18 protein-coding genes are annotated in these 19,560 nt (G+C 61.2%); 6 read left to right on the top strand and 12 right to left on the bottom strand.

What is annotated here, in order from left to right:
- Nucleotides 1-6 precede the first annotated feature (6 nt).
- Both G7048_RS03035 and G7048_RS03040 read left to right on the top strand, forming a co-directional pair.
- The gene (locus G7048_RS03035) at nt 7-1,392 is read left to right on the top strand and encodes an ATP-binding protein (RefSeq protein ID WP_166066734.1); all 1,386 of its coding nucleotides are present in this window, start codon (nt 7-9) and stop codon (nt 1,390-1,392) included.
- Nucleotides 1,393-1,399: 7 nt separating this feature from the next.
- Nucleotides 1,400-1,963, top strand: coding sequence for a response regulator transcription factor (locus G7048_RS03040; protein ID WP_166070761.1), 564 nt, complete (start codon nt 1,400-1,402; stop codon nt 1,961-1,963).
- Here G7048_RS03040 and G7048_RS03045 read toward each other — a convergent pair.
- From G7048_RS03045 to G7048_RS03055, 3 genes are all read right to left on the bottom strand, one after another.
- Nucleotides 1,960-2,421 carry a CYTH domain-containing protein gene (locus G7048_RS03045; protein ID WP_166066735.1) on the bottom strand — a complete coding sequence of 154 codons (462 nt, stop codon included), beginning with the start codon at nt 2,419-2,421 and terminating at the stop codon, nt 1,960-1,962. The genes G7048_RS03040 and G7048_RS03045 overlap by 4 nt on opposite strands.
- Nucleotides 2,422-2,486: 65 nt before the next feature.
- The gene (locus G7048_RS03050) at nt 2,487-3,230 is read right to left on the bottom strand and encodes a sulfite exporter TauE/SafE family protein (protein ID WP_205750329.1); all 744 of its coding nucleotides are present in this window, start codon (nt 3,228-3,230) and stop codon (nt 2,487-2,489) included.
- 167 nt (nt 3,231-3,397) lie between these two features.
- Nucleotides 3,398-3,901 (bottom strand): macro domain-containing protein, encoded by a 504-nt coding sequence (locus G7048_RS03055; RefSeq protein ID WP_166066736.1) that lies wholly within the window; start codon nt 3,899-3,901, stop codon nt 3,398-3,400.
- Between the two features lie 213 nt (nt 3,902-4,114).
- Here G7048_RS03055 and yegQ point away from each other — a divergent pair, with 213 nt between their 5' ends.
- Together yegQ and G7048_RS03065 are read left to right on the top strand one after the other, a co-directional pair.
- A complete protein-coding gene (gene yegQ / locus G7048_RS03060; RefSeq protein ID WP_166066737.1) occupies nt 4,115-5,479 on the top strand; it encodes a tRNA 5-hydroxyuridine modification protein YegQ in 1,365 nt (454 codons plus the stop codon).
- 84 nt (nt 5,480-5,563) lie between these two features.
- A complete protein-coding gene (locus G7048_RS03065) occupies nt 5,564-6,502 on the top strand; it encodes a plasmid replication/partition related protein (protein WP_240933143.1) in 939 nt (312 codons plus the stop codon).
- Nucleotides 6,503-6,526: 24 nt separating this feature from the next.
- Here the strand turns inward: G7048_RS03065 and G7048_RS03070 are convergent, their stop codons facing one another.
- Genes G7048_RS03070 through G7048_RS03080 form a run of 3 tightly spaced genes read right to left on the bottom strand, consistent with a single transcriptional unit; the run spans nt 6,527 to nt 10,492 of the window.
- Entirely contained in the window at nt 6,527-7,675 is a 1,149-nt protein-coding gene (locus G7048_RS03070; protein WP_166066738.1) for a CaiB/BaiF CoA-transferase family protein, read from the bottom strand.
- Between the two features lie 17 nt (nt 7,676-7,692).
- Nucleotides 7,693-8,688: a tripartite tricarboxylate transporter substrate binding protein gene (locus G7048_RS03075; protein ID WP_166066739.1), complete on the bottom strand. Its 996-nt coding sequence runs from the start codon at nt 8,686-8,688 to the stop codon at nt 7,693-7,695.
- A 46-nt stretch (nt 8,689-8,734) separates the two neighbouring features.
- Nucleotides 8,735-10,492, bottom strand: coding sequence for an acyl-CoA dehydrogenase family protein (locus G7048_RS03080; RefSeq protein ID WP_166066740.1), 1,758 nt, complete (start codon nt 10,490-10,492; stop codon nt 8,735-8,737).
- Nucleotides 10,493-10,644: 152 nt separating this feature from the next.
- Here G7048_RS03080 and G7048_RS03085 point away from each other — a divergent pair, with 152 nt between their 5' ends.
- Complete coding sequence (locus G7048_RS03085) at nt 10,645-11,550, top strand: LysR family transcriptional regulator (RefSeq protein ID WP_166070764.1); 906 nt, start codon at nt 10,645-10,647, stop codon at nt 11,548-11,550.
- A 28-nt stretch (nt 11,551-11,578) separates the two neighbouring features.
- Here the strand turns inward: G7048_RS03085 and G7048_RS03090 are convergent, their stop codons facing one another.
- The 3 genes from G7048_RS03090 to G7048_RS03100 form a co-directional block, all read right to left on the bottom strand.
- Nucleotides 11,579-12,586: an exosporium glycoprotein BclB-related protein gene (locus G7048_RS03090; RefSeq protein ID WP_166066741.1), complete on the bottom strand. Its 1,008-nt coding sequence runs from the start codon at nt 12,584-12,586 to the stop codon at nt 11,579-11,581.
- Nucleotides 12,587-12,636: 50 nt separating this feature from the next.
- On the bottom strand, nt 12,637-13,134 hold the full coding sequence (locus tag G7048_RS03095) for a hypothetical protein (protein WP_166066742.1): 498 nt from the start codon (nt 13,132-13,134) through the stop codon (nt 12,637-12,639).
- Nucleotides 13,135-13,540: 406 nt separating this feature from the next.
- Nucleotides 13,541-14,917, bottom strand: coding sequence for a hypothetical protein (locus G7048_RS03100; RefSeq protein ID WP_166066743.1), 1,377 nt, complete (start codon nt 14,915-14,917; stop codon nt 13,541-13,543).
- A gap of 302 nt (nt 14,918-15,219) precedes the next feature.
- Here G7048_RS03100 and G7048_RS03105 point away from each other — a divergent pair, with 302 nt between their 5' ends.
- Nucleotides 15,220-15,513 carry a hypothetical protein gene (locus G7048_RS03105; RefSeq protein WP_166066744.1) on the top strand — a complete coding sequence of 98 codons (294 nt, stop codon included), beginning with the start codon at nt 15,220-15,222 and terminating at the stop codon, nt 15,511-15,513.
- Between the two features lie 95 nt (nt 15,514-15,608).
- Here G7048_RS03105 and G7048_RS03110 read toward each other — a convergent pair whose 3' ends face one another.
- The 3 genes from G7048_RS03110 to acnB form a co-directional block, all read right to left on the bottom strand.
- Entirely contained in the window at nt 15,609-16,295 is a 687-nt protein-coding gene (locus G7048_RS03110; protein ID WP_166066745.1) for a 7-cyano-7-deazaguanine/7-aminomethyl-7-deazaguanine transporter, read from the bottom strand.
- A 126-nt stretch (nt 16,296-16,421) separates the two neighbouring features.
- Nucleotides 16,422-16,844: a hypothetical protein gene (locus G7048_RS03115; protein WP_166066746.1), complete on the bottom strand. Its 423-nt coding sequence runs from the start codon at nt 16,842-16,844 to the stop codon at nt 16,422-16,424.
- Between the two features lie 118 nt (nt 16,845-16,962).
- On the bottom strand, nt 16,963-19,548 hold the full coding sequence (gene acnB / locus G7048_RS03120; RefSeq protein WP_166066747.1) for a bifunctional aconitate hydratase 2/2-methylisocitrate dehydratase: 2,586 nt from the start codon (nt 19,546-19,548) through the stop codon (nt 16,963-16,965).
- Nucleotides 19,549-19,560 lie beyond the last annotated feature (12 nt).

The following is a 19,560-nucleotide window of genomic DNA, read 5'->3' on the forward strand; positions in this document are numbered from 1 at the left end:
TGCCTCATGAACACCAGCAGCGGCAGCATCGTGGACCAGACCGGCATCCCCGCCCGGGCCTTGCGCTCGCCAGCGCTGCATGCCGGTCTGAAGAACCTGCACCTGCTCATCCAACTGCGCTGGATCGCCGTCATCGGGCAGGTCTTCACCATCGAGGTCGCGCACTACACGCTGAACCTGCAACTGCCGGTGCAGGAAATGCTGATGGTGGTCACCTGCCTCGGCATCTTCAACGTGGTCACCATGCTGCGCTGGCGCACCGGGCGCGGCGTGCGCAACGTGGAGCTGTTTCTCGCGCTGCTGGTGGATGTGGCCGTGCTCACCGTGCAGCTTTATCTCAGCGGCGGCACCAGCAACCCGTTCGTCTTTCTCTACCTGCTGCAGATCGCCGTGGGCGCGATGCTGCTGCGCGGCGGCTACATCTGGACGATCGTGGTGATCACCGCACTGTGCTTCTTCGTCCTCTCCATCCACCACATCAACCTGCCGATCACGCACGATCCGGTGCACGGACTGGCAAGCCCCTACGTCATCGGCCTGCTCGTGTGCTTCGTGATCAACGCCACGCTGATCGTCGTGTTCATCACCCGCATCGCCCGCACGCTGCGCCAGCGCGATGCGCGTCTGGCCGCCGCACGCCAGCGGGCCACCGAAGAAGAACATGTCGTGCGCATCGGCCTGCTCGCCTCCGGCGCAGCGCATGAACTGGGCACGCCGCTGTCCACCATGGCCGTGATTCTGGGCGACTGGAAACGCGACCCCACGCTCTCCAAGGACGCCATGGTGCTCGAAGAAATCGCCGAAATGCAGGTGCAGGTGCAGCGCTGCAAAAAGATCGTGAGCGAGATTCTGATGTCCGCTGGCGAGACGCGCGGCGAGGCATCGACCGAAACCACCGTCTGCCGCTTTCTCGACTCGCTCGCCGCCGAATGGAAGCGCACGCGCTACGTGAACACCTTCGTCTACGACAACCAGTTCGGAGAAGACAGCCCCATGGTGGCCGATGCCACGTTGGAGCAGATGGTATTCAACGTGCTCGACAATGCCAGAGACGCCTCACCGCACTGGGTGGCGCTGATCGCAGAACGCTCCAAGACCGCGCTGGTCATCACCGTCTGCGACGACGGCCCCGGTTTTTCCAAGGAAATCCTGGCCCAGTACGGCAAACCTTATGTGTCGAGCAAGGGCAAGCCGGGCGGCGGTCTGGGCCTGTTCCTGTCGATGAACGTGGCCCGTACTCTGGGCGGCAGCGTGCAGGCACGCAACCGCGCGGACAGTGGTGCAGTGGTGACGATCACTTTGCCGCTGGCCTCCATCGTTCTGCCCGAGACGACTGGCGACACCGAGACAACAAAGAATTCCGAGATTGGCGAGTCCCATGCAAAACATTGACGCTCAGATGCCGGACACACCGGACGAGCCGCAGGACGACGACGAGCAACGCCTGCTGCTGATTGTCGAAGACGACGAGGCCTTCGGCCGCACCCTCGCCCGCTCGTTCGAGCGCCGTGGCTACAAAGTGCTGCACACGGACAGTCTGGAGCACATGGAGAAGCTGCTCGAAACCAACGATCCGGGCTACGCCGTCGTCGACCTGAAACTCAAGGGCGAAGCCACCGGCCTTACCTGTGTGCGCAAGCTGCACGCGCATGACGAGGACATGCTGATCGTCGTGCTGACCGGTTATGCCAGCATCACCACCGCCGTCGAAGCCGTGAAGCTCGGTGCCTGCCACTACCTCGCCAAACCGTCGAACACCGACGACATCGAAGCCGCCTTCGGACTCACCGAAGGCAACGAAGATGTGGAACTGACCAACCGCTCCAGCAGCATCAAGACACTGGAATGGGAGCGCATCCACGAGGTGCTGGCCGAAACCGGCTTCAACATCTCCGAAGCCGCACGGCGCCTGGGTATGCACCGCCGCACGCTCACGCGCAAACTGGAAAAGCGCCGGGTTTAACGCGGAACGGTGCGGCTGACCGCGAGTTCCGAATTGCGGTAACGCGGATCGTGGCTCACATCCTCGCCCAGCCAGTCGAGTGGAGGAACGGGATGATCCTCGGACGGCAGTTCCACCTCGGCGGTGACCAAACCTGCCAACTCCTGCTCGAACACATCGATCTCGAAGGTCAGCTCGTTCACGGGCAGGTAGTAACGCACTTTCTCAATCCGGCCCAAAGTGGCGAAGTCGGCGAGCAGGGCCTGCGCATCGGCGAGCGGAATTTCGTATTCGAACTCCGCGCGCGACAGGCCGACGGTCTTGCCCTTGAGCGTGAGAAAGCCCTTGTCGCCCGCCACCCGCACGCGAACGATCATGCCGTTGTCTGCCAAGTAGCCTTGGGCCATCTTGACTCCCACCAGCTCCGACACGATGGAGCGGTCGCGGACGAGGAATTTGCGTTCGATTTCTGTAGGCATGGTGCGTAGTTGCGTGTCGATTGGGAAAGCGCCACTGTACCCATGAATCAAGACATGCCAGGCATTCAGCGCAACACCATCGACGCACCCAACAACAACAAACTCACCATCAGACAACGCTTGAACACCACGGGCGAGAGCCGCGAACGCAACCAAGCCCCGATCTGCATGCCGAGCAGCGCGGGGACCAGCAGCACGGCAGACCAGCCCACGTCACCCGCGTTGAAACTGCCATTCCGTGCCAGTCCTGCAGCCAGCGCCAGAGTCGAGACGGTGAAGCACAAGCCCATGGCCTGAATCAGCTCGTCGCGCTGCATCTGCAGCGCCTGCAAATACGGCACGGCGGGAATCACAAACACGCCCGTGCCAGCGGTGACACAGCCCGTCACAGAACCGATCAGCGGGCTCAGCCACTTCTCGTTGCCCGCCGCCACACGCCATTGAGCACCCAGCAGCGCCCAGCCCGCATAGACGATCAGCGCCACACCCAGCGCCACATTCGCCCACGCGCCAGCAGGTGCACCGAACAGGTACGCCCCCACCGCCGTGCCCGCGCAAATGCCCAGTTGCATCGGCCACATGCGCTTGAACAGCGCGGGCAAGGTCTTGAGCGGCAGCATCTGCCAGAGATTGGTGATCAGCGACGGAATGATGAGCAGCGCCGCTGCCTCCGCAGGGGCCATGCGCAGTGCAAGCAGCCCCATGGCGACGGTCGGCAGCCCCAGACCGACAACGCCCTTGACCAACCCCGCCAGCACAAACACGCCTGCGGCCATGACCAACCATGAAGGCACTCCTGAAAATTCCATGTCGCAACCTTGCTCACCAAAACGATATGGGTTGCATTGTGGAGCGGGCGCGCACTTCGGCCAATTCGCAATTTCCCGCCGAGCCTTCGGCCTGTCCGAAGGCTGACCCATGAAAAAACGCCACGGCTCCTTGGAAGCCGTGGCGTTGCATTGACCTTCGGAGCCGATCAGAGCCCTTCGTTGGCCTGCTCGTTCTTGTGATAAGTCGTGTAGACGATCACCGGCACGCCCAGCTCACCCAGATACTGCTGGATCAGCGGCTTCACCTCGTCCCACGAAAGGCCACCCACGCCCGTCGCCAGACGCGGCAACGCAATGCTGGTGACCTTTTCGGCGCGCACATGCTTGGCCATGTTCTGCAGCGCGTGGCGCACATTTTCGAGACTGGCCTTGCCGGGCTTGGCATGCGGGCCCTGCCCCAAGGTGTCCTGCGTGACCAGATTCAGAATCTTGCGCACGCCGCCGCCCTCCTGAACGCCGGTCCATCGCCACACCTCACCCTCGGCAATCGCCTTGGAGCGCGTGTCGTGGCGAAAGTCCTTGACCAGCGACGGCCAGCGCTCGCGCAGCGCGAGCGCCAGGCCGCTGTCGAACGGGTCGTGCGCCGAAATGCCATGCGCCAGCAGATCGGCCTTGCTCAGCAGAATGTCGCCTGCTACTTCTTTGATCATGTGATCCCTCCTTCTCTGTGTTGCGGTTGTTGGTTGTTGTGTCACCGTTTTCACTATACCGAGCGCCCCCGGCGGTTCGGCCTTGAGCGCGGGCATCCGTTGATCGATGACAAGCACTTGAACTCGTCGCGAAAGCGCGGCTTTTCCACACTGCGAAAGCCGCAAAAACACCTCGCAGGAAAGCTGCTTGCCGTATCTGAGAAAATGGCGGTTATGACTCTCAAAGCCCCCGAACTGCTGCTGCCTGCCGGCTCGCTCGACAAGATGCGCGCCGCCTACGACTTTGGCGCCGATGCCATCTACGCCGGCCAGCCACGCTACAGCCTGCGCGCTCGCAACAACGAATTCCGCCTTGAACAGATCGCCCAAGGCATTCAGGAAGCGCACGCACGGGGCAAGAAATTCTTCGTGACCAGCAACCTGATCGCCCACAACGACAAGGTGCGCACCTACATCCGCGACATCGAACCAGTGATGGCGCTCAAGCCCGACGCCTTCATCATGGCCGACCCCGGCCTGATGATGATGGTGAAGGAAAAGTGGCCCGAGGCCGAGATTCATCTCTCCGTGCAGGCCAACACCACCAACTGGGCGACGGTGAAGTTCTGGCAGAAGGCTGGCGTCTCGCGCATCATCCTGTCGCGTGAACTCAGCCTCGACGAGATTGAAAAAATCCGCCAGGAATGCCCCCACATGGAGATCGAAGTCTTCGTGCATGGCGCGCTGTGCATTGCCTACTCGGGCCGCTGCCTGCTGTCGGGCTACTTCAATCGCCGTGATCCCAACCAAGGCACCTGCACCAACGCCTGCCGCTGGGAATACAAGACGCACGACGCTGCAGTCGATTCCAACACCGGCGAAGCGCTGGCGCAGACCATGGAAAACGGCTTCAGCTTCGACAAGGCACGTGAAGAAGCCGATTCGCAATTCAGCACCTGCGGCAACGGCGAGCGCCACCCCAAGGCCGATCAGGTCTATCTGATCGAGGAAATGGGCCGCCCCGGCGAGCACATGCCGATCATGGAAGACGAGCACGGCACCTACATCATGAACTCCAAGGACCTGCGCGCCGTGGAGCATGTGGAGCGCCTCGTGAAGATCGGCGTCGATTCGCTCAAGATCGAAGGCCGCACCAAGAGTCTGTACTACGTGGCCCGCACCGCGCAGGTGTACCGCCGCGCGATCGACGATGCGGTGGCGGGTCGTCCGTTCAACCCCAACCTGATCACCGAACTCGAAGGCCTCGCCAATCGCGGCTACACCGGCGGTCTGATGGAGCGCCGCCCTTCGCAGGATTATCAGAACTACGAAACCGGCCACTCGGTGCTGCAGCGCAGCCACTTCGTGGGCGAGGTGCGCGGTTATGAAAATGGTCTGGCCGAAGTCGAGACCAAGAACCGTTTCCAGGTGGGCGATACGCTGGAAATCATCCACCCACAAGGCAATCGCCAGGTGAAGCTGGAGAAGATGTTCAACCTCGAAGGCGAACCCGTCGAAGTCGCGCAAGGCAATCCGATCCGCGTGCGCATTCCGCTCGAAGGCCCGGTCGACGGCGCGCTGATTTCGCGTCTGCTGTGATCGCCTGAACCTGCCCTCCCCGATACGCCAAAGGCCCTGACGTCAGGGCCTTTGGCCTTTCATTTGTCCTTTGTTTTTGCTGCAATGACCTACGAACTCCCTGCCAACGCCAACCCGGACAACAAACTCGACAACCCCACGGCCGACGACATTGTCGTGCTGCCCGAACTCAAGGCCTATATCGACCCGCTCACCACCGACGAATACGAGTCGCTGGAGCGCAGCATCATGGACGAAGGCTGCCGCGATTCGCTGGTGCTGTGGGGCAATATCCTGATCGATGGCCACAACCGTTTCGGCATCTGCCAGAAGAACAATCTGCCGTTCCACACCGTGCAGAACACGCGCTTCAAGAGCATGGACGACGTGCATCTGTGGATGATCGACCAACATCTGGGCCGCCGCAGCGTGAGCGAATTCCAGCGCGGCGTGCTGGCGCTGCGCAAGCGCGAAATCATCGCCGAGCGCCGCGCCGCTGCAGCCGCAGCCGTCGTCGCAGCCAAGGCCGAGGCCAAGGAAGCCAACGGTGGCGAACAAGCCCCGTGGGAAGGCGACACCGACCCGGTGGTCGCCAAGGCGCTGGCCAGCGTGGCCAAGGTGCCTGACGAGGCGCTCGACACCCGCGAGTCCCTCGCCCGCGCAGCGCGCCTCACGGCCAGCCAGGTGAAGATGATCGAGACCATTCAGGAACACGCAGCGCCAGAAGTGGTCGCTGCCGTGAAGTCCGGCGAACTCTCGCTCAACGCCGCCGCCGTCGTGTCGTCGCTCACGCAAGAGGAACAAGCCGCAGCCGCACAAGGCGGCGCGCAGGAACTCAAGGCCGCCGCCAAGCGCGTGCGCGAATCGAAGAAGAAGCCCAAGGCCGAGGCCGTGGAAAGCGCATCGGACGACATGGAAGCCAGCGCAGAAACCGCTCCATCCGTGGACGAGTTGCGCAAGCGCGTGACCGAGCTCGAAGCGGAAAACGAGCGCCTGCGCCAACAGGTCAAGGCGCTGCAGGATCTGCTGGCTGAATCGGCTTGATGTAAACGTCAGAACCTCAGAACGTCAGGGCTTCGTGTCCTGACGATCCAGAAACTCCTTGCCCTCTTCCAACGGCGCAAACCGATACGTCGCAGGCGTTCTGCTGAGCTTCACCGGCGCGCCCAGCCCCCGGTACTCGCCCATCTGAATCACCATCTCGCTGTGTTTCGTGTGCGGCGCTTCCAGGGCCTGTTCGACATCGAGCACCGGCGCGGCAGGCACGCCGATGGCCATGAGTTCGTCGGCGAGCTGCACGCAGTCGCGTGTGGCAAGCGCCTGCTCCAGCAAGTCCTTCAACGCGACACGATTCACCGAGCGCTGACCTGCGGTGGCAAAGCGCTCATCCGTGCCCAACTCGGACCGTCCAAGGTGATCGCACATCAGCTTGAATTGCCGATCATTGCCGACGGCCAGAAAAATCGGTGACGTGGCCGTATTCACCACGTCATAAGGATAGATGTTGGGATGCGCATTACCCGTGCGCTGCGGGATCTTGCCGTTCATGAACCAGTTGGCCGCATGCGGATGCAGCAGCGAAATGCCCGAGTCGTAGAGCGACGCATTGATGAGTTGCCCCTTGCTGCTGCGACCACGTTCATGCAGAGCCAGCAGCACGCCGATGACGGCATTCATGCCGGTCACCATATCGACGACGGGAAGGCCCACACGCAGCGGATCGCCACCGGCCTCGCCGTTCACGCTCATGATGCCGGCCATCGCTTGAATCGCCGCGTCATAGCCGGGCAGCGCGCCCAGCGGTCCGTCTTCGCCAAAGCCGGAAACGCGGCACCAGATGAGCTGCGGAAATTCATGCTGCATCTGTTCCCAGCCGATGCCCCATTTCTCCATGGTGCCGATCTTGAAGTTCTCGACCACCACGTCGGCCTCGGCCATGAGTTCGCGCACGCGTTGCTGGCCTTCCTTGGCCGAAAGATCGAGAAACTGGATGCGCTTGTTGCGATTCAAACCGTAGTAGTACGAGGCCACACCATCACGAAACGGAGGCCCCCAGGTGCGCGTGTCGTCCCCCTGCGGCGGCTCCACCTTGAGCACGTCCGCGCCGTGATCGCCAAGAATCTGCCCGCACAACGGGCCACCAAGAATGCGCGAAAGATCGAGCACGCGCAGGCCTTGCAGCGCACCTGCGCCCATGCCGGAAATCGTCTGGTTCATGCGAGTTCTCCGTGGGTTCAATCGAGCGTCACGCCGGACTTCTTGACCACGCTGCTCCAGCGGTCCACTTCGGAGCCGATGAACTTGGCCAGATACGCAGGCGCGGTGTCCGTTCCGCGCTCCAGCCCTTGCGCGGCAAACGCCTTCTTCACGCTGTCGGAATCGAGCACCTTGGCGAAGGCCTGATTGAGCGTCTGCACGCGATCCGCAGGCATGCCCTTGGGACCGACCACGCCGAAGAACACGCTCACGTCGTAACCCTTGAGACCTTGTTCCGCGATGGTGGGAATGTCGGGCATCGCGGTCGACCGCTTGGCCGTAGCCACGCCGAGCGCACGCACCTTGTGGGCTTTGATGTACGGCATCGCGGTGAGGATGTCGGTGAACGTCATGTCCACCTGCCCCGCCAGCAGGTCGTTGAGCGCCGGGCCCGTGCCTTTGTACGGCACATGCATGAGCTTGGTGCCCGCGAGATCATTGAACATCACGCCCGCCAGATGCGACGAAGCACCATTGCCCGATGACGCGAAACTCAGCTTGTTGGGCTGCGCCTTGTCGAGCGCGATCAGGTCCTGCACGTTCTTCACCGCGAGGCTCTCGCGCACCACCAGAATGTTCGGCAGATACCCGACGTACATGATGGGCGTGAAGCTCGTGCGCGGGTCGTAGTTCATCTTCTTGTACAGGCTCTGGTTGATCGCCAGCGGACCCGATGTGCCGAACATGATGGTGTAGCCATCGGGCTTGGCACGCTCGAGGAACTCGGCCCCAATGTTGCCGCCCGCACCCGCCTTGTTGTCCACGATCACGCTCTGCCCCAGTTCCTTGCCCAACTCCGCCGCCAGCACGCGCGCCATGGCATCGGTCGGCCCGCCGGGCGGAAATGGCACGACGAAGGTCACCGTGCGCTCCGGAAATTTCTCGGCCGCGAAACTCGCGCCGATCGGCAGGCAGGCCACCATCGCAGCCGCTGCTGCCAGAATGAATCCACGCTTGTTGAACTTGCTGTGCATGCGTTTGTCTCCAGATTTTTCTGTGTTGAAAGTGGTGCTTGAACGATCAGGACCAAGCGGCAGGAATCGCCGATTCATGGCACAGCGGATCGCGCGGCAGCAGGCGATGAGCCAGCACCAGTTGCGACAAGCGCATGCGTTCCTTCGAGCCGGTCTTCGATGCTTCCCATGCCATGGCGATGGCGCTCGTGCAGCAGTACAGCGCGGTCGCCGTCTGGCGTGCCAAGTGGTCGAGACCTTGTTCGGCCACTCGTTCTGCCAAATCGCTGGCGCGTGACAACGCTTCCCGCAAAGCCTTGTCGTAAGCGGGTTTCAAGGCTGCTTCCGCCAGCAGACCCGCCAGATGTTTCTGCAGCACCGGCAGCGAGCCTTCGCGCTTGATCGCACGAATCACGTCGAGCGCGACGATGTTGCTCGTGCCTTCCCAGATCGAGCCCAGATGCGCATCGCGCACCAAGCGCGGATCGCTCCACTCCTCAATGTAGCCGCAACCGCCGCGCACCTCCATCGCATCGCCCGTCACCTTGCGCGCATCGCGGCAGGCGCGGAACTTGATCATCGGCGTGAGAATGCGCAAGAGCGCATACGCTTCCTTGTCACCCGCATCCGAGCGCATCAAGGTCTGCGCCGTCTGGAACACCATGGTGCGCGCCTGCTCGGCGGGCACGCGCAGCTTGTCGAGCTGCTTGCGCATCAGCGGCATGTCTTCGAGTCGCTTGCCGAAGGCGATGCGTTCGTGCGCCACGTACTCTGCCTCGGCGACTGCGCGGCGCATCATGCCTGCGGAGCGCACGCCGTTGGACAGGCGCGAGTTGTTGACCATGTCGGCCATCTGCACAAAGCCGCGCCCGCGTTCTCCGATGAGATACGCCGTTGCGCCTTCCATGGTGATCTCGCCGCTCGCCATCGAGCGCGTACCCAGCTTTTCCTTCAGTCGGATGATGCGGTAGGCATTGGTGCTGCCGTCGTCCAGAAAGCGCGGCAGCAGGAACAGCGAGATGCCTTTCATGCCCGCTGGATCGCCATCGACACGCGCCAGCACCATCGCGAATTCCGCGTCGGGGTTCGAGCAGAACCACTTGTCGCCCACCAGTCGCCACGACCCGTCGGCGTTCGCATACGCCATGGTCTGCGTGTTGGAAATGTCGGAACCTGCCGCCTGCTCGGTCATGAACATGGCACCCTGCGCCTGCTCGTCCCAATCGAGCGACAGCAGTTGCGGCAGGTACTTTTCGACCAGCTCGGGCGTGCCGAATTTCTTGAGCGTGCGTGTGAGCGAATCGGTCATCGACAGCGGGCAGCACAGGCCGAACTCCGCCTGCACGAACAGATAGGTCAGCGCGTATTTGACGATGGGAGGCAGCTTGCCCCGCCAGCCCAGCATGTCCTCGCGATGCGACATGGCCTGCAGGCCGAATTCGCCATAAGCGACGCGCTCCATCTCCTCGTAGGCCGGGTGCTTGATGACACGCTGCAGGTTCTCGCCCGAGCGGCTGCGGTGCTCCAGCTCGGGCGGGTTCTTGTCGGCGATGCCAGCCAGATCATCGAGCCTGCCGCCCGCCAACTCGCCCATGCGGGTGAAATGCGGCAGCAGATGAAAGAACAAATCCTCGGGCAGATAGAGCTTGAGCAGCGACTCCATCTCGGAATCGGTGACGTAGAAATTCGCGCCGCGACGGTCGGGCACGGGATGGGAATTGCTGGTCACGGAGGGCGTGACCGTTGTCTGGCCTGGGCCTTGCGCACGCTGGATGGTGGCCGATGCCACCTGCTTTGCCGATTCGGACTTTGCGATCGCCGACATGTGTGTCTCCTTGAATCCTGTTGCGCTCGTGTCTGAGCACATCGGTATTTCAGCGCCGGCAATGATTCGCGTCAAATATTATTAAAATCTTATTCAATACGAATTGGATATTCTCATTTCCGCGGACAGAGAGCATCATCTGCGTCCTGATGATCGAAACCAGACTTCTCCGCTATTTCGTCGCACTCGCCGAAGAACTGCATTTCGGCCGTGCCGCCGTGCGCCTGTCCATCTCGCAACCGCCGCTCAGCGTGGCGATCAAGCAGTTGGAAGACCAAGTGCAGGCCCAGCTTTTCGAGCGCAACAGCAAAGAGGTACGCCTGACCGCTGCGGGCGAACATCTGCTGCCGCGCGCCAAGCAGATCCTCACGCTCACCAGTCAGGCAGCGCAGGAAACCACCGACGTGGCGCGCGGCGTGCGCGGGCATCTGCGTGTGGGATTCGTCGGCTCCAGCCTCTATCGTGGCGTGCCGCAGGCGCTCGAAGCCTTTCAGAAGCTGCACCCGCAGGTGCGCGTGGACATGCTGGAGCTCAACAGCGCCGAGCAATTGCAGGAACTGCAGCAGGCCAGGCTCGACCTGGGCTTGGTGCATTCCATTCAGCCACCGGAGGACATCGCCAGCCTCAAGCTGATGGACGAAGCCTTCATGGCCTGCCTGCCCGATCAACACCCGCTCGCGCAGCAAGATGTGATCGACTTGGCGGAATTGAAGAACGAGCGGCTGATCCTGTTCCTGAGCCAAGTCTCACCCGTCTACCACCAGCGCATCTACCAGATGTGCCAGACACACGGCTTCGCGCCGGAAATACGGCACGAGGTGCGGCACTGGCTGTCGGTGCTGTCGCTGGTGTCGCTAGGTCAGGGCGTGGCCATCGTGCCCGCCTCGCTGCAGCGCGTGGGCATGCCGCGCGTGGCTTTCAGTCGGCTCGTCGGCGATCAAGCGACATCGGAACTGCTTGCCGTATGGCGGCGCAACCCGGTGAATCCGCTCGTCCAGTCATTGCTGGGTTGCCTGCAGGCCGCCATTGACGACATTGCCGATCAACCGGTTGACTGAAAAGGCTCTTCCTTCGCGTGCTTCTTGCTCAGTTGATCGCCACACCTGCGCTCGCGTAGCCGACTACTGTATTCACCAACGCTATGCCAGTAGCAGTTGCCGAGTAGACAAGCAACAGCCTTGTTTGCGCGGTGACCGGAATGGCGAGGCCAGTGGTGATGCCATTGGCAATAGTTCCAAGCGCGAGGATTCCAGTCATTTGAGGAGCAAGTGTCACTGTCGCGCCGAGAATGGGGGTAAATGTGTTGTCCGGCGTCGTAGATTGATAGAGTTGGGCATTGATGGTGATGTTCGTTCCGATCAACGCAACCGCCGCCGTATTGCTGAAGAACGCGCTGATCGACGTGATGGTTCCGTCACGAGGAACCGAAAATGCCATGTTTGAAGGCACGGTGCCGTCGATATTCGTACCCGCCAGCGAAATCCCAGTGGCCGAATTTCCAAAGCCGACTGCAGAAACACTCCCGACCAAACCTCCAGCAATTGTCGTCATGATGATGGGAGCGCCCGACGCATAGGGAATGATGGTGCTGGCACCCGTCACCCCCGTTGGACCGGAAGGACCCGTCGCACCATTCGCTCCGGTGGGCCCCGTTGGCCCCAAGGCTCCATCAGCACCGGTCGAGCCTGCGGGGCCCGTGATGCCCGTGGCCCCCGTTGGCCCGGTGATCCCCTGAACACCTTGAACCCCCTGTGGCCCCGTGACGCCGACGGTTGAACCCGCAGGCCCTGTCGCACCAGTTGCCCCGGTCGCACCCGCTGGCCCCGTAACACCAGTGACGGCTGCCGCATCACAAGTACCCAGCAATCCGGTGCTGTCACGGCACACCACATTCGTGTAGCTCGCCGCAGTCGGCAAGCCTGGCAATTGCACTTGCTGCCCCGGCAACACCTTGATCGCCGGAGCGCTCGAATCCGAATAGATTGTCACCCCGCCACCTGTTGCTGGAGTGATGGTGACGTCGTCTGCCGACCAGGCACTGGTGGCAACCAGCGCAGCCAGCAGCAGCGCATTCAGTTGGAAGTGGCGTTTCATGAATGCTCCGAGAAAATGAAGTGAAATGGGTTTGAACAGAAATGGAACCGTCAGCGCAGCGGTCTTCGCTCGCGTGAGCTGCCTTGTCGTGCCGCGCGCAAGCCTCCGATCAGACCCAGACCCAGCATCAAAAGGCCGAAGGAGACACTGCCCAAGGTCGGCACCGCAGCCACGGTTTCTGCGGGCGGGGCTTCGCTGATGGAAATGGCCCCCAGTTTTCCGATCGCCGGACAGGAAGCGCTATCCACGCGGGTGAGACTGCCGCCCGCGCCATTCACCGTTCCGTTGTTCGTGTATTGCTGGGCCAGTTGAATGCTGCTGCCCGCCATATCCAGACTGCTCCCGGCAGCCAATGTGAGATTGCGCACGCCCGTGGCGCTGCCCCCCGCGCCCTGCACGGCCGCACCCTGGATCAGCAAATCCGTGCACGCCAATTGCGCCGATCCACCTGCCAGATGGATCTGTGCGCCCGCAGGAATGTTCACATCAGCCCGAACCACGGTGTTGCCGCCTGACGCAATGATCAGTGCCACAAGAACACGCGACATATGCGAGCGACGGCAAAGCTCAACGTGAACTGAAAACATGTATGCCACCTTGTCCAGAAACTGAGCGCTCAGGGCGCTTGCCGTATTTGGAGATGCCGGGCATCTCCAAACCAAGACTGCACAAGGCGCAAGCGCCTCTGCTCAAACCACTTCGATCACCGGGTTACACCAAAGCACTCCGCCGACGTCAACGGCCCTGCCCCGGTAGAGCCCTATCTGCCAGCAAAGTCATTTACAGCCACTGCACAAAATGGTCCCAAACGGAAACCAGCAGCGCCTTGCATTTGTTCAACCGAGTCATTTGTATGGTCCGCGATGGATCGCGGTTTCAACGTGATGCGGTAATTGTATCTAAATGCGTTTTAAAAGTGAACGATTGTTACAATGTAAAGAATCTACCGATTTTTCACATTGACGAAATCCGCATGATTGCGGCGAAAGCCAGCAGCATCAGCCCCATGGTGATGGTGACAACACGCCAGGAGAAACCGGGGCCACGCGCGGCAGCGGGTTCGGTATCGCGCAACACCTGCCGAGACGCATCGGTTCTCGTCGGCGCAGGTGATGCAACCGGCGCGAGTGCTGCGCTGTTACCCATCTCCGCCATCATCATCCGCACCGCCGTCTGGCGCGCCTGTTCACGGGCCTGCAGCATCATCTCGGCAATGGCGTGGCGCTTACCCAAGCGCGCTTCGCCAGCGTCCAGCCAAGCGTCACGAAACCCGGCAGACCACACCTGATGCGGCAGCAGCTTGGCATGGCGGCTGAACTCCGGGGCAATCACCAGCGGCACGCCTTTGCACGACAGCATGCCGTCGGGCAAGTGTTCCTGATCGACCCAGATGCTGCAGAGCTTGAGCGGATAGCCGAACAGCCGGGGCGACACGTCCTCGGACAACATGCGCGACATACGCGAATTGCCCGACCGCAGATGCTCGCGAATCCGTTCGGCTTCTGGCGGCAGACGCACCTCGGCCTCTGTCTCGCTCAGTCGCTGCAAAGCCTGCGCCAACGCCTGCAGATCGTCGTAGCGCAGCATGTGGGCCGGGTCGTAGAGGACTTCGGCAACGCGCAGCCCGACATAGTGCGGCTTGAACAGATCGGTGTTCGCTTGGATCAAACCACCGCAGGTGAAATACCCGCGCTCGAACAGTTCGCGCTGCTCGACGAAATATCCCGACAACAGATCGCCATGCTCCAGCGTCGGCGGTCGCACGCTCCACATGGCCGAGCGCACGACGGGATCCAGCGCTTGGGCACGTTCGCGGAAGACGACATCGCGATCCGGCCTCAGCGCAGGCAGCGGCTGATCTGGCCGATCGAGCCCCTGCAGCTTGGTGAGTGCTCGAAGCGAACCCGAAAGATCGGCTCCGTCCTTCGACCACGCATGCGCCACGATGCCCGGTAGCTTGATTGTTCCCAGACTCGCATGGCGATCTTCGGAGAAATGCACGACACAGGTTTGAGCGCCCTGCTCCATCGTCAGCATCGACCACAGCGGCGGCGAGCCCACGCTGCGCCCGATCCATTCGGCCAGATAGAAGCTCAGCAGCATCAACGTGCCGCCATCTGCCTCGTGGTCGTAGACCTCGCGCCCGGCTGCAGTGCGCAATGAGCGCTGCTTGTTCAGCCAGTGCTGGATACGCTCGAAGCTCGCGGGCGAATAGTCGAGGCCCAACAACGTGCGCAGTTTGCGCGAGGCACGTTTCAGAAAAACCAGATCGGCGTCGTTGTCCAAAGCCCAGACACTTTGCCGGGCAACGAAATTCAGGGGAAGCTGCATGAACGGAAACACGGCCGCCACCCGGCAATGGGCGCGGCGAAAAAGCAAAAAGGCGAAAACGGGGAGAGAAGCAACGCAGAAAATATCGGCGTTGAAGGGGCTTGGTGCCACCTCGCTAGCACGTCATTCCTTGCAAGTTTCATGCTCGAAAGCCGAAGGACGACGTCGCAAATTTTTACAAAGTGTACCCAACCTCAACTGCTGGTCGGGATTTCACTCGCCAGCACATACACAAATGACTGTACAAAACAACAGTAAAAATGGATACTTAATACTGTCAATTTAACCAGTGTTTCAAACCCATGGAAGTAGCCATCGTCATCGAAGTCACCCTGCAGGATTGCGACGGAATTGAACCCCCATTGAAAGAACGCGCCGAAGCCCGGTTCATCCGCGAGATCCAGAAAATTTTCCCCGATGAGCAAAGCATGCTCGACGCCTGGCGGGCCTACATGGATGCCGCAGAAGGTGGAGAAATCAACGCGGAACAGGAACGCCTCGCCCGCTCCTGGCTCAAGGCCTTCGACAAGGCACGGCAGGCGGGGTTTCAAGGGATTTCGGTGGAAGAGGCTTACTTCGATGTGCGGATGGGTTGAAGCGCCACCGCATCACTGCCTCCACGGAGCTACGCCCAGACAACAAAAAACCCGCCTGAGCGGGTTTTTTGCTTTGCGCCGAGAACGGCACGAACTCAGTTCTGTGCAGCCATTGGTGTGACTGGTGGCACGCGCATCGCACGCACGATGGCAGCCAGCACCACGCCATACGCGGGAACAAACAGCAGCAGGCTCACCGCGAGCTTGATGGCGTAATCGACCGCCGCGATCTCCACCCAGTTGGCAGCCATGAACGGGTCGCTGCTGCGCCAGAAAGCGATGCCGAAGAAAGCCACGGTATCGAGCGCCTGCCCCACGATGGCCGAAGCCGTGGGAGCCAGCCACCACGAACGGCTGTTCTGGCGAATGCGATCAAACACCTGGATATCCAGCAACTGCCCAAACACATAGGCAGCAAAGCTCGCCAAGGCGATGCGGAACACAAAGCCGTTGAACGAGGCCAGCGCTTCCCAGCCGTTGAAATGGCCATTGTGAAACAGCACGCCCACAAAGTAGGACACGACCAGCGCAGGCAGCATGGCCCGCGTGATCACGCGGCGCGCGGCTTGCTTGCCGATCAGGCGCACCGTGAGATCGGTCGCAAGAAAGATGAATGGAAAGCTGAACGCGCCCCAAGTGCTGTGAAAGCCGAACAGCATGATCGGCAACTGCACCAGGTAATTGCTGGCGATGACGATGGCAATGTGAAAAGCCACCAGAAGCGAGAGATAGAACGGCACGCGAGACGGCTGTTGCGCCTGCGATGCATGAGCGAACGTCATGACTGACAACCTTTTTGATGAATGGGGGCGAGGGAACCCATGACTGCGAAATGTGCCGACTGGCGGCGCGAAAGGCAGCATTGTACGGGAGCAAGCCATTCCCGACGAGGCAACAGGCTTGATCGCTTACTGTAGTTCAATACCTTCATCGGCACACCACGCACGCAGACGCTCGGCCGTGCTGTTGCGCTCGAATTCGTACCAGGCTTGCAACTGCCCCTTGTTCTCAAGAAATTCCTTGAATCTCCCATAGGCCCCACGGCAACCAGCCATACGCTCGACGCTTGCCATCTGATCGGGCAAATATTGCTCCACGAATCGTTTCACCAAGCCCCAGCCCAAATGGAGGTCGTGCTTGGTTGGCAGCACGACATAGGGGCCGGAATCGATGTCTTCGGGAAGATGGGTGTCCATCTCGGGATAGGCGCCATCCGTTGAAAAGTAGACCTCACCAGTTTCCAGATTCAGAATGGCCTCGACCTCCCCTGTCGCACCAAAGGATGCCATTTCAAACGCATCCAGAATCTGATTGAAATTCAGAGCTGCCATGGTCGAAAACCTCCATTTTTCAAGCATCTTATGCAAGAAACGCCTCCCGACAGGCAACAAAAAACCCGCCGAAGCGGGTTTTCTGATTTGCGCCGAAGCGCGGCGTTGAAGGTTTGAATTAAACCTTGGCAGCCACTTCTGCGTACTCTTCGATCTGGTCGAAGTTCATGTAGCGATAGACGCTGGCCTTGTCAGCGTCGATCACGCCCATTTCGGCCAGGTACTCTTCCTTCGAAGGCAGCTTGCCCAGACGCGATGCGATCGCGGCCAGTTCGGCGGAGCCCAGATACACGTTGGTGTTCTTGCCCAGACGGTTCGGGAAGTTGCGGGTCGAAGTGGAGATCACGGTTGCGCCTTCGCGAACCTGTGCCTGGTTGCCCATGCACAGCGAGCAGCCGGGCATTTCAGTACGCGCGCCGGCGGTGCCAAAGGCAGCGTAGTGACCTTCCTTGATCAGCTCGTTCTGGTCCATCTTGGTGGGCGGAGCCACCCACAGCTTGACCGGGATGTCGCGCTTGCCGCCGAGCAGCTTGGCAGCGGCACGGAAGTGACCGATGTTGGTCATGCACGAGCCGATGAAGGCTTCGTCGATCTTGGTGCCGGCCACTTCGGACAGGGTCTTGGCGTCATCAGGATCGTTAGGGCAGCAGACGATCGGCTCCTTGATGTCGGCCAGATCGATCTCGATGACGTGTGCGTATTCGGCATCCTTGTCGGCTTCGAGCAGGTTGGGCGCGGCCAGCCATGCTTCGACCTTTTCGATGCGGCGCTGCAGGGTCTTCGCGTCAGCGTAGCCGTCGGCGATCATGTTCTTCATCAGAACGACGTTCGACTTCAGGTATTCGGCCACTGGCTCCTTGTTGAGCTTGATGGTGCAACCTGCGGCGGAACGCTCAGCAGACGCGTCGGACAGCTCGAATGCTTGCTCGACCTTCAGATCTGGCAGACCTTCGATTTCGAGGATGCGGCCCGAGAATTCGTTGATCTTGCCCGCCTTCGCAACGGTCAGCAGACCTTGCTTGATGGCGTACAGCGGAATCGCGTGCACCAGATCGCGCAGGGTCACGCCGGGCTGCATTTCACCCTTGAAGCGAACCAGAATGGACTCTGGCATGTCCAGAGGCATCACGCCGGTCGCAGCGCCGAACGCCACGAGGCCGGAACCTGCTGGGAACGAAATGCCGATGGGGAAACGAGTGTGCGAGTCGCCGCCGGTACCGACGGTGTCAGGCAGCAGCAGGCGGTTGAGCCAGCTGTGGATCACGCCATCGCCAGGACGCAGGGCCACGCCGCCGCGGTTGGAGATGAACGCAGGCAATTCGCGGTGGGTCTTCACGTCCACTGGCTTGGGATAAGCAGCGGTGTGGCAGAACGATTGCATCACCAGGTCGGAGGAGAAGCCCAGGCAAGCCAGGTCCTTCAGCTCGTCGCGGGTCATCGGGCCGGTGGTGTCTTGCGAACCCACGGTGGTCATGCGTGGCTCGCAGTAGGTACCGGGACGAACGCCCTGACCTTCCGGCAGACCGACAGCGCGGCCCACCATCTTCTGAGCCAGCGTGAAGCCAGCCTTGGAGGCGGCAGGAGCTTGTGGCAGACGGAACGCGGTGGATGCAGCCAGACCCAGGAACTCGCGTGCCTTGGCGGTCAGCGAGCGGCCGATGATCAGGTTGATACGGCCACCGGCTTGCACTTCGTCGAGCAGCACGTCGGACTTCAGTTGGAAGTCAGCAACCTTGGCGCCGTTCTTCTCGATCTTGCCGTCATAAGGATAGACGTCGATCACGTCACCCATTTCGAGCTTGGACACGTCCACTTCGATAGGCAGAGCGCCGGAGTCTTCTTGCGTGTTGAAGAAGATCGGAGCGATCTTGCCGCCGAGCGTGACACCACCGAAGCGCTTGTTGGGCACGAACGGAATGTCCATGCCGGTTGCCCAGATGATGGAGTTGGTGGCCGACTTGCGCGAAGAACCGGTGCCGACCACGTCGCCCACGTAGGCCACGAGGTTGCCCTTCTTCTTCAGGTCATCGATGAACTGCATCGGGCCGCGCTTGCCGTCTTCTTCGGGCTTGAACGCTGCGTCAGGACGCGTGTTCTTGAGCATCGCCAGATAGTGCAGCGGAATGTCGGGACGGCTCCATGCGTCGGGAGCGGGCGACAGGTCGTCGGTGTTGGTTTCGCCGGGCACCTTGAAGACGGTGACGGTGATCTTCTTTTCGACTTCGGGACGCGATGTGAACCACTCGGCGTCAGCCCAGCTCTGCATCACTTCCTTGGCCTTGGCGTTGCTGGCCTTGGCCTTGTCTGCCACGTCGTTGAAGAAGTCGAACATCAGCAGTGTCTTCTTCAGCGCGTCAGCAGCCACGCCAGCGACTTCAGCGTCGTCCAGCAGCTCGATCAGCGGGTGCACGTTGTAGCCGCCCACCATGGTGCCGAGCAGCTCGGTGGCCTTGGCCTTGGAGATCAGGGCCACCTTCACTTCGCCGTGGGCCACGGCGGCCAGGAACGACGCCTTGACCTTGGCAGCATCGTCCACGCCTGGTGGCACGCGGTGTGTCAGCAGGTCGAGCAGGAACGCGTCTTCACCGGCTGGTGGGTTCTTGATCAGCTCGATCAGCTCGGCCGTCTGCTTGGCGTCGAGTGGCAGTGGGGGGATGCCCAGTGCGGCGCGTTCAGCCACATGGTCACGGTAGGCTTTCAACATGGTCTACTTCTC

It is taken from the genome of Diaphorobacter sp. HDW4B (assembly GCF_011305535.1).
In the GTDB taxonomy this organism is placed as follows: domain Bacteria; phylum Pseudomonadota; class Gammaproteobacteria; order Burkholderiales; family Burkholderiaceae_C; genus Diaphorobacter_A.